An 11,064-nucleotide genomic window follows, 5' to 3' on the forward strand; every position below is an offset into this window, starting at 1 on the left:
TGGTGATGTAAAATACTACTTGTAAAGAGGTGGATATGTTGAATGGTAACTTGAATTTATTTCCTCTTTCTCATCATCAAAAAAGGATATTAAATATCGAAAATTTATACCCAGAAACAGCTATTAATCATATTGGCGGCCTTATCCAAATCAATGGAAAACTTCATCTTGAGACGTTAAAAAAAGCCATTCAGCATTGTATCAGACAGACAGAGTCCCTCAGAATACGGCTCATGAAGCAGGAAGGATCAGTTCTTCAATACATAGACGAAAAAGCGCAGGCCCGTGTGCCATCAGTCGATTTTACTTCAGCAGACCATCCATATGAAAGAATGCTAGATTGGGCCGAACGGGAATTTAAAATACCTTTCTCTTTATATGATGGCGCGCTTGTTCAATTTTATGTTTTCCAAACAGATGAAGCAACCTGCGGGTATTTAATCAAATGCCATCATATTGTTGCTGACGGCTGGTCTATGAAAATCATCATTGATAAGATTAAGGATCTGTACATGCTTCTGGCAAATGGAGAACTGCCTGAAGAAGCCGCTGACGACTATTCGATTCTCATAGAAAAAGAGAAAAAATACCTTTCTTCGCCGCGATATCAAAAAGATGCCGCATTTTGGAAAGAGGAATTTTCTCATTTGCCGGACAGCTTCTTGTCAAAAAGTTCAGCGAACATTGCGGGAAAACGCAAACGATTTAAACTTGACCAAGAACATTCTGCTGCCGTTTATGAATTTATTCAAAAGCAAGGCTCTTCGTTAAACGCATTGTTTACCGCATCGCTGTTTTGGTATTTAAGCAAAGCAACGGGAGAGAATGATTTCATTATCGGCACGCCGGTACTAAACAGGTCTGGAAAGAAGGAAAAAAGCACGGCGGGGATGACTGTCAGTACGATGCCGTTCAGAAAGAAAACAGACCTGGACCAGCGTTTTTCAGACTTTTTACAAGAAGTCAATTCAGACTACCTGAAATACTTTCTCCACCAACGGTACCCCTATGACGAACTGATAAAGGAATTACAGCTGGCAAAACAGGGATACGACCAGCTCTTCCAAATGTATATCAATTCATACAACACCGATCTTGCTTCTGATATAGATGGATGCCATGTCGAATATGATGAATTATATAACGGATCACAGCCTTATTCCCTTCAAATTGCGGTTAAAGAATGGGACGAAGGCGGAGCAATCGAATTGCAGTTCGACTACAAGGTTGCGGATTACAGTGAAGCGGAAATTCAGCAATTGAAAGACCGTTTACTCCGCCTGATTTTATTGCTTATCGAGGATCCAGACATTCAATTCAGACATTTGTCTATATTAACTGAACAAGAAAAAAGGGACGAGATATTTAAGTGGAATCAGACGCAGGCCGACTATCCGAAAGAGCAGACAATCAATCAATTAATTCAAGCAACAGCCTTGCAGCATCCGTTTCGCACAGCGATAGAGGATGGCGAGAGACATGTTTCTTATCAAGAACTGGATGAACGCTCGAACCAAATTGCTCGCTGCCTTATACATAAAGGAATAAGCCGCGGTGATTTTGTTGCCGTGAGCATGAAACACTCACCGGAGTTGATTGCTGTTTTACTGGGCATTTTAAAAGCAGGCGGCGCTTATGTGCCGATCGACCCCGAGTATCCCGCGGAACGAATCAAGTATATTTTAGAAAATAGTGAAGCGGCGTTTTTTATTACAGACCCTCTTTTTAAAATAGACTGCCGTTTGCCAAGGCACGTAAAACAAATCAGTATTGACTGCACCATGTTTAATGATTTAGATACGGGACAGTTAGACATCAGGAACGATCCTTCCGACATCGCATATATGATTTACACTTCTGGATCAACAGGGCAGCCGAAAGGCGTGATGATCGAACATCAAAGCCTTGTGAACTACATTACATCAGCCTCTCAGAATTATACTTCTTCCCAAGAGGACAGCTTTGCGCTGTACTCATCCATAGCTTTTGATTTAACCGTTACATCCATTTACACCCCATTAGTGACAGGAAATAAGATTGTCATTTACAGACAAGAAGATATCCCGGAATTTATACTTCATCAAATCGTAAAAGAAATGAAAACAGCTGTCATCAAGCTGACACCAGCACATTTAGCGTTGCTGAAAGATGCAAACTTAAAAGATTCCTCTATAAAAAGAATGATCGTTGGCGGAGAGCAGCTGTCTGTTTCTTTAGCACGCCAAATAACAGAAGCATCAGATCACCGCATCGAGATCTTTAATGAATACGGGCCGACAGAAGCGACTGTTGGGTGTATGATCCACAAATATGACCGAGAACAGGATCAGCAAGCTTCGGTTCCAATTGGGGTTCCGCTGCAGAATACAGAGCTTTATTTATTAGATGAACAGCTGCAGCCGGTATTGCCGGGAACTCAAGGTGAACTGTATATATCAGGCGATAATGTCGCCAGAGGATATTGGAAGCGTCCGGATTTGCAAACCGAGCGTTTTCTGGATAACCCTTTCATGAAGGGCAGAAAAATGTATAAGACAGGCGATCTGGCGAAAAGAATGAATAATGGATTGCTTGAATATGCAGGGCGTAAAGACCATCAAATCAAATTGAAAGGCTACCGTATAGAACTGGGAGAAATTGAATTAGCCCTGCTTTCTCTCGAGGAAATAGAAGAAGCGGTTGTCATTGATTTTGATGATTCACAGGGCAGAAAGCAATTGGCGGCATATGTAGTGAGCTCTGCACCTACGCCAGTGCTGGAGCTTAGGAAAAAGCTTTCTGGCAAACTGCCCGTTTTTATGGTTCCGGCCTACTTTATCAAGATGGATCATATTCCGCTTACGCAAAATGGAAAAACAGACAAAGAAGCGCTTCCTGACCCTTTACTGTATCAAGAACAGACAGATTACGGATTGTTAAATGAAGAGCAGAAGGAAATAGAGGCGGTTCTTTTGGAAACCGCGAAGGAGATACTCGGCCAGACTGATATTTGCCCAGAGGATCATTTTTATCAGCTTGGCGGAGATTCTATCAAAGCCATTCAATTCGTTTCGAAAATGAAAGAAAAAGGTCTTTTTATCAAGACTCAGGATATTATGACTTATCCCGTATTTAGAGAACTTGTCAGTGCTGTGACTAGCAAACAATCGCCTGCAATTTCTCAACAACAAGCAGAAGGCAGAGTGATGGGCACGCCGATTACCCAATGGTTCTGGTCTTTGGATTTAAAGTGTGCTCATTTCTGGCATCAATCGGTTATGCTAACTGCTGAAAAAGAGGTTCACCTTAAAGATGTAAAGGCGGTTCTGTCTCTTTTGATCAATCATCACGACAGCTTGCGAATGAATGTAGAAAAAGAAACGAATACCTTAGTCTATCACAATACAAATATCGAACCTTATATCGAATACCATGATCTGTCTAATCTTTCCGAGGAAGAGCAAACCAAACAAATAGAGGTGATCGGGCAGGAAATGAGAGAAAGCACGGACTTATACAATGGAGTGCTTTTTAAAACCGGTGTGATCAAAGCAAACGAAAAAACGCATTTGTTATTTACAGCCCATCACCTGATCGCGGACGGTGTATCATGGCAAATCCTGATTGATGATTTTCTTGCTCTTTTACATTCAATAGATAAGAAGGAAGAGAAGAGAATCCCTTTAAAGACACATTCTTATCAGGAATTTTCAAATTCAATCCATGAATATGCTTATTCGCGTGAGGCGGAAGAAGAATGCAGCTATTGGAATGAAAAAGTGAAAAAGATTGAGCCGCTCTATGGGCTTTGTCCGGAAAATTCCAAGGTTGAAAATAGTATAAAACTGAAACGGTCTTTGAGCAGCCAGATGACTCAAAAACTGCTCAGTGAAGCAAATGAGGCGTATCAAACCCAAACAAATGATTTGCTTATCACTGCGTTAATCCGGGCTTGCCATCATTGCACAGGCAAAGAGGTTATTTCCTTGGAATTGGAAGGTCACGGAAGAGAGCCATTAAAGGAAGACTTAGATTTTTCAAGAACGTTTGGGTGGTTTACAGCAATGTATCCCGCCGTGTTTCAGGCAGAGGCTGATCTGCCGGCGCAAATCCGTTCAGTGAAAGAAAACCTGCGGAATATCCCCAATAAGGGTATTGGCTACGGCGCTCTCACCTATTTGAGTAAACGAATGCCGGATCACAGGAAGCCTGAGCTGCGCTTTAATTATCTGGGAGAAGTTGACCGTTTTTTAGCAGACAAATCAGAATACCGCATGACTTATTTAAATTCAGGCGCCGAGTCATCACCTGAAAATGATCTGACAGTCAGTCTTGATTTGACTGCGGGAATCTATGACGGACAGCTAACGTTGGATTTAATTTGCAGCGATCTTTATCAGACAGAGGATATGGAACAGCTTTTAGATGAATTTTTTGTACAGCTGAAGGAGCTGACTGAACATTGCTGTAAACAAGAGTCTGTTGAATATACGCCATCAGATTTCGAAACCGCCTCATTATCTATTGAAGAATTGGATTCCTTGTTCAAATGATGAGAAACGTATGGCTGGTTTTATGTCTTTGTATCTTGTCAATTCAAATCTGGGGTGGCGGACAGGCAAGCGCTCAGACGCCAGTTGATAAGCGCATTGACGCTCTGATCGAAAAGCAGATGAAGGAAAGCGGAATACCGGGGATCTCATTGACAGTGGTAAAAGGAAATGATGTGGTATACGAAAAGGGGTTTGGTTATGCCGGCGAAAGGCATAGCCGCCCTGTAACCGCCTCGACATTGTTTGAGATGGGCTCAACCTCTAAAGCGTTTACTGCACTGGGTGTGCTTAAGCTTGTACGTTCGGGGGCAATCAGTCTAAATGACCCTGTCAGCCGGTATATCAGCGGATTTTATGCAGTTTACAACGGAAAGAAAACAGATATCACCATTCAACAGCTGCTGCATCATACAAGCGGAATTCCTTTTTTATCGATAGCGGATATCAAAGTTGATTCAAAGGAAGATGCTTTGGAGAAAACGGCGAAGGGATTAAAGGGAGTTGAACTTAGTCATAAGCCGGGAAGCACATTTGAATATGCCACAATCAATTATGATGTGCTGGGATATATCATTGAACAGGCATCAGGCCAGCCGTACGAGCAATATATGGCTGAGCACGTTTTTAAGCAGTTAGATATGTCAAACACGTATGCTGGGCGGCACGCTGGACATGCCGGCGGTGTATCATCAGGTTTTAAAATTGGATTTTTAAAAGCCAGAGCCTATAAAGCGCCTGAGTATAGGGGGAACACGCCTGCCGGATATATTATCACGAACGCAGAGGATGTATCCAAATGGCTTCGATTTCAGCTGAATCAAAGTGACGGTGATATAAGCCGCTTGATTGAGCAGAGTCACCTGCCCGATAAAAGCGTAAAAACCGACGAGCCGGGCGTGTATTATGGTGCGGGATGGTCAATTTTTGAAAAAAAGGGCAGAGTCAAAGAAGTGTTCCATGCCGGCTCCAACCCTAACTTTTCTTCGTTTATTATCGTCAGCCCTGACGATAATGCGGCTGTAGGGGTTTTGGCCAATATGAACAGCGCGTACCCTGAGAAAATCGCTCGTTCTGTGTTACAAGTAATTGCCGATCCAAATCAAAAACAGGACGGTTCTGTCACTGATCCGTTCCAGGTCATTGATAAAGCTGCGGCTGCCATGCTGGTTTTATTCAGTTTATTGCTTATTGTTCTGCTGTGGAGAATTTATATTTTTCTAAAAGGCGTAAAATCGAAAAATGTTCCCGCTCAGCAGCGAACAAGAATAAAGGCGCTGCTTTGGGGGATTTTGCTCGCAGCCGGAATAGTGGCGCCTAAGCTCATTTCAGTCTTCGCCTTTAATGGCTTGCCTTGGAGCATGATATTTATTTGGGGGCCCGGTTCTCTCCTTTATTTGGCGGCGGTTTATTATATGCTGCTCCTTGCCTCCTGTATATTCGGTTTAACCGCTTGTTTTTTCAATCACCGTGCCGCAAGAAGGAGTGAGACGCATGAAATGTGAAACATCCATCCCTGATATTCAGCCGTTTAACGACCTATTTTATCGCAGCTGTTTTTTTAACTGTTATTTTTCAGTGGTTCGCTCGTTTAAGCAAGAAATCTATCCTTATCTTTTAAATGACATATATTCGTATCAATTGGATGAAGACGGTTATCCAATGATTAATCGGACTGAAGTTTATGATCCTGAGTATGTCATGAATCAGCAGGGAATAAGCGCGGATAAGCAATCGGTGAGCAGCAGTCTCATAGATGATGTGAAACGGGATGTTCTTAAAAATAAACCCGTCATCATTTGGTTGGATACATATGCGCAGCCTTATAGACAGGAATATATGTCTAAGCATAGCCGGAACAGCATACTGATTTATGGCTTTCATGACGTAGATCAGACTGTTCTTGCCATTGAAAACCGTTATCCCGATAACTTGTCATATGAAGCCAGACATATTTCATATCAGCATTTGGCCAAAGCCTATCAAGGCTTTCACAGTTATTTTCAGCCTCCTGCCGCTTTTCATTCTTATGCCTCCTTTTCTTATGATCCGGGCAGGGATCGCTCAGGGCAAAGCATTTTCAAGGATGCGGCTGCTTTCTTTGTTCATAACATCACCGAGCATGTAGATCGGATGTTATCCGGTTTGGCGCCCTTCAGCCGGTTTACTGAGCAATTTCATAGCATAAGAGACAGCGAAAAGCTCCTTCATTCATTTAATGGGATTTTAAATGTAAAAAAAACAGAGCAATACCGCCTCGCATTTCTTCCGGCGTTTGAACAGCTTGCCGCTGTGACGTCTGACATTATTGATGAGTGGGAAGCAGCGCGGCATCTTGCGGCTAAGCTTTATTTTTCGGGAGGATCTTCTTCTGGTTATGAAGACCGGATCAAAGATTCACTGAAAAAAGTGCTGGAACTTGAAGCAGCCCATATTGAATGCCTGAAGGATATTGGTAAAGAGGAGAGGGTCAAATGATCAAATTATTCTGTCTGCCGTATGCCGGGGGTTCGAGCACCATCTTCAGCGGGTGGAAAAGATTTCTTGATGCATCAGTTGAACTGGTGGCCTTAGAGCTTCCGGGACATGGAACGAGAATGTCTGAGCCATTGCTGAATCATGCAGGATCCGTGACGGAAGATCTTTTTGAGCAAGCAAAATCCCATTTGGATGATTCGGATTATGCCATTTTTGGACACAGCATGGGATCGCTGCTTGCATACGAATTGCAAAAGAAATTAACCATGGAAAATAAACAGCCGATCCATATGTTCTTTTCCGGGCGTTTCCCGCCTCATATCCCGGAAAAGAAAGTGCTTCATCAGCTTTCAAATTCCGCTTTAAAACAAGCGATTATTGAGATGGGGGGTGTACCGGAAGAATTCAGCAAAAATGAGCAGGTGCTTGACTTTTTCCTTCCTATTTTAAGAGCTGACTTTGAGTTGCTGGAAACATACAGGAATACAGCTGTTGCTCCTTTATCCTGCGATATTTCGGTTTTTTACGGAAAACGTGATCTGCCGTCAGTGCTGTTTGATTTATCTGATTGGAATCAGTACACCGATCAGACATGCAGATTTTACGAATTTGAAGGAGATCATTTTTTCATTAATCAGAAGGTAGAAGAAGTGACAGCTAAAATCAATCATATTTTGAATCAGACAGGAGTGGTATGAAATGGATTTCAGAACTGCCGGTGTTATCGGAGGAGGCGTCATGGGGGCCGATATGGCTCTTGATTTATCTGCGAATGGGTATCAAGTGATTTTGCTGGATATCAGTGATGAAAAACTGAAAGCCGCAGAGGAAAATATTAAAAAGACATTCAGGCTTGTTCAACTGATGCGGAAAGAAAAGTTCAGCATGTCACTTGAAGATGTGCTTGATAACATTCAATTCACGACTGAGCCGCACAATGTGGAGCCGGCTGATATCATCATTGAAAACGTAACAGAAGATTGGGAGATAAAAAGACAAGTGTATTTACAACTAAAGGATATCTGCCGCGAGGATACCATCTACCTTGTAAATACAAGCTGTATCTCAATTACGAAGGTCGGTTCACTGATGCATCGTCCTGAAAAGGTAATTGGAGCGCATTTCATGAATCCTGTTCCTCTGAAAGAACTTGTAGAGGTGATTCGGGGCGATGCCACCACTGATGAGACTGTCAATGCAACCGTGGAGTTTTTGAAATCTTTCGACAAAAACCCTGTCGTTGTTCATGATTTGCCTGGCTTTGTGTCAAATCGTGTGTTAATGCTGACCATTAATGAAAGCATTTGGACGGTTCAAGATCAAGTGGCGACACCAGCCAATGTGGATAAAATCTTCCGCGGCGGGTTTGGGCATAAAATGGGTCCGCTCGCGACTGCGGATTTAATTGGTCTTGATACGATCCTTAACTCCTTGCTGGTTCTATATGAAAGCTACAAAGATTCAAAATTCAGGCCATGTCCGCTGCTCGTGAAAATGGTAGACGCAGGAAAGCTAGGGAGAAAGTCAGGACAAGGATTCTTTCAATACAGTTAAAGGAGGAGCAGACCATTGAAAAAGGGAGTTAAGTGTGTTGTCTGGGATTTAGATCATACGCTATGGGATGGTATTCTGCTTGAATCTGATGATGTAAAGCTGAAGGACAATATCAAAGAAATTTTGACTGAGCTTGATGAACGCGGCATATTGCTGTCTGTCGCAAGCAGAAATGACGAAGCTGCTGTTATGGAAAAATTAAAGGAATTTGGAATTGACCATTTCTTTTTATATCCGGAAATCAGCTGGAATGCCAAATCGGTTTCTTTGGAAAAAATCAGCAAAAACCTCAATATCCATAAGGATACGCTTCTCTTTATTGACGACCAAGCGTTTGAAAGGGAAGAAGTGAAAAATGCCCATCCGGAGATTTCGTGCTGGGATGCCGTTCGGTATAAGGATCTAATCGTCGATCCTTTGCTGAAGCCTGCATTTGTAACGGAGGATGCCAAAAGACGCCGGCAGATGTATCTGGAGGATGACCGCAGAAAAGAGGACGAAGAGCAGTTTGAAGGACCGTCCGAACAATTTCTTGCCACTCTGAATATGAAGTTTACGATCAGCCATGCGCAAGAAAGCGACTTGCAGCGGGCAGAAGAGCTTACGGTGCGTACAAACCAGCTGAATGCAAGCGGAAAAACATACGATTATCAGGAATTAAATTATTTCCGAAAGTCAGATTCTCATATGCTGCTAGTCTGCGAGCTTGAGGACAAGTACGGATCCTATGGAAAGATCGGACTCTCTTTAATAGAAGAAAAGGGAGATGAATGGCATATTAATCTTCTTTTAATGTCATGCCGGGTTATGTCCCGCGGTGTCGGTACGATTTTACTGACAGCTATTTTAAATGAAGCGAAACAAAAAGGGAAAAAACTGTTTGCTGATTTTAAACAAACAGATCGGAACAGAGTCATGTATATCACATATAAATTTGCCAATTTCAAAGAACATACGAAGGGCCCGGACGGCTTCATTTTATTTGAAAATGACCTGAGCCGGATTCAGCCGTATCCTGCGTATGTCGAGGTCAAAACGGAATTCAGCCAATCACCTGTTGCGGGAAGCAGCAATTAATCTAAATAGCGGGGAGAGCAAATAGATGAATCTTCATGAACAAATTAGAGAATATATTGAACAAAATTTGGTGGTCTTTGACGATGAAATCGAATTAACCAATGATGATCACATTTTTGAAATGGGATTTGTGAATTCTTTATTTGCGATGAAGCTTGTAACATTTCTTGAGCAAAACTTTGGGTTTCAGCTTGATAACGAAGATTTAGATATTGCTAACTTCAGCACAGTAAACCGAATCGTCAGCCTAATTGAAAAGAAACAGAACGGAGCGCTTGCTAATGAAAACAGCTGAGATGAAAGCCGACATCATTCAAGATTTCCGGGGTTACTGTGACGGAAAAATCAGACCTTTTGCAGGCGAGTTTGATGAGAAGGAATGCATCCCGGCAGAATTAATAAAAGAGTTAGGGAGCAAATCTTATTTTGCTGCGGGTATTCCGGAGGTCTATCACGGATTGGGATTGAACCCTGTCGAGTACGGTTTGTTTACTGAACAAGCAGGTAAAGCGTGCTGTAATATTCGAACCCTTTTGACTGTGAATTCGTTAGTCGGTGAATCTCTGCTGCGGTACGGTACTGAGCGCCAAAAAGAAGAATGGCTTGTCCCCATCGGAAAAGGAGAGAAAATCGGAGCGTTTGCATTGTCTGAACCAAACATTGGTTCAGACGCAAACCACATTGAAACATCGTATACAAAAAACGGAAGCTGCTATGTCATCAACGGCAGAAAAAAATGGATTTCCTTTGGCGCCATTGCTGACTTTTTTCTGGTTATAGCCCGTGATGGAGAAGTGGTTACAGCCTTTATTGTAGACAGCCGCCAGAGCGGCGTAACGGTAAAAAAAATGGAAGGCATGATGGCCAATAGAGCTTCTTATCTTGCCGAAATAGAGTTTGACAGCGTTGAGGTTTCTGATGACCAGATATTAGGGCCAATCGGGGGCGGTTTTAATTACATCGTTAACTTGGCTTTGGATCATGGCAGATACAGTGTAGCATGGGCCGGATTGGCGATTGCACAGGAAGCCGTCGATTCTTTAGTAACATACTCACGGAAGAGAAGCCAATTTGGAGAGAAGCTCTACAAACATCAAATGATTAAAGGAATGATCGGTGATGCCGTAACACAGCTGCATGCAGCCCGCGCCTTATGTATGAAAGCCGGCGAAATGCGGATGAAACAAGATCCAGAGGCCGTGACGGAAACGTCTATCGCGAAATATTTCACTTCAAAGGTTGCTGTTGAGATTACCAATTCAAATGTGCAGATCCATGGAGGAAGCGGCTTCAGCAGAGATCATTCAGCTGCCCGCCTGTACAGAGAAGCCAAAGTATTGGAGATCATTGAAGGAACATCTCAAATTCAGCAGCAAGTTATAGCGAATTATGGATTGAGACGATATTTTGTCAAACATATATAGGC

At 42.6% G+C, this 11,064-nt stretch carries 8 protein-coding genes; all 8 read left to right on the top strand.

The genetic code is table 11. The features are described from left to right. The first annotated feature begins 35 nt into the window (after positions 1 to 35). From CVV77_RS16915 to CVV77_RS16950, 8 genes are read left to right on the top strand one after another with little or no spacing between them, the layout of a single operon-like run. Positions 36 to 4,532, top strand: a complete 4,497-nt coding sequence (locus CVV77_RS16915; RefSeq protein WP_100275983.1) for a non-ribosomal peptide synthetase — start codon at positions 36 to 38, stop codon at positions 4,530 to 4,532. After that, a complete protein-coding gene (locus CVV77_RS16920) occupies positions 4,529 to 6,034 on the top strand; it encodes a serine hydrolase domain-containing protein (protein WP_100275984.1) in 1,506 nt (501 codons plus the stop codon). The genes CVV77_RS16915 and CVV77_RS16920 overlap by 4 nt, the downstream gene beginning before the upstream one ends. Next, positions 6,024 to 7,007 (top strand): cysteine peptidase family C39 domain-containing protein, encoded by a 984-nt coding sequence (locus tag CVV77_RS16925; RefSeq protein WP_100275985.1) that lies wholly within the window; start codon positions 6,024 to 6,026, stop codon positions 7,005 to 7,007. The genes CVV77_RS16920 and CVV77_RS16925 overlap by 11 nt, the downstream gene beginning before the upstream one ends. Further along, positions 7,004 to 7,705 carry a thioesterase II family protein gene (locus tag CVV77_RS16930; protein ID WP_100275986.1) on the top strand — a complete coding sequence of 234 codons (702 nt, stop codon included), beginning with the start codon at positions 7,004 to 7,006 and terminating at the stop codon, positions 7,703 to 7,705. Before CVV77_RS16925 ends, CVV77_RS16930 begins: the two co-directional genes overlap by 4 nt. Position 7,706: 1 nt before the next feature. Next, positions 7,707 to 8,561: a 3-hydroxyacyl-CoA dehydrogenase family protein gene (locus CVV77_RS16935; protein WP_003240121.1), complete on the top strand. Its 855-nt coding sequence runs from the start codon at positions 7,707 to 7,709 to the stop codon at positions 8,559 to 8,561. 15 nt (positions 8,562 to 8,576) lie between these two features. Next, positions 8,577 to 9,638 (top strand): HAD-IIIC family phosphatase, encoded by a 1,062-nt coding sequence (locus tag CVV77_RS16940; RefSeq protein ID WP_019257686.1) that lies wholly within the window; start codon positions 8,577 to 8,579, stop codon positions 9,636 to 9,638. Between the two features lie 25 nt (positions 9,639 to 9,663). After that, positions 9,664 to 9,933, top strand: a complete 270-nt coding sequence (locus CVV77_RS16945) for an acyl carrier protein (RefSeq protein WP_003240117.1) — start codon at positions 9,664 to 9,666, stop codon at positions 9,931 to 9,933. Then, positions 9,920 to 11,062 (top strand): acyl-CoA dehydrogenase family protein, encoded by a 1,143-nt coding sequence (locus CVV77_RS16950; RefSeq protein WP_100275987.1) that lies wholly within the window; start codon positions 9,920 to 9,922, stop codon positions 11,060 to 11,062. The genes CVV77_RS16945 and CVV77_RS16950 overlap by 14 nt, the downstream gene beginning before the upstream one ends. Positions 11,063 to 11,064: the final 2 nt, after the last annotated feature.

The sequence above is a fragment of the Bacillus sp. SN1 genome (assembly GCF_002796895.1).
Classification (GTDB): Bacteria; Bacillota; Bacilli; order Bacillales; family Bacillaceae; genus Bacillus; species Bacillus inaquosorum.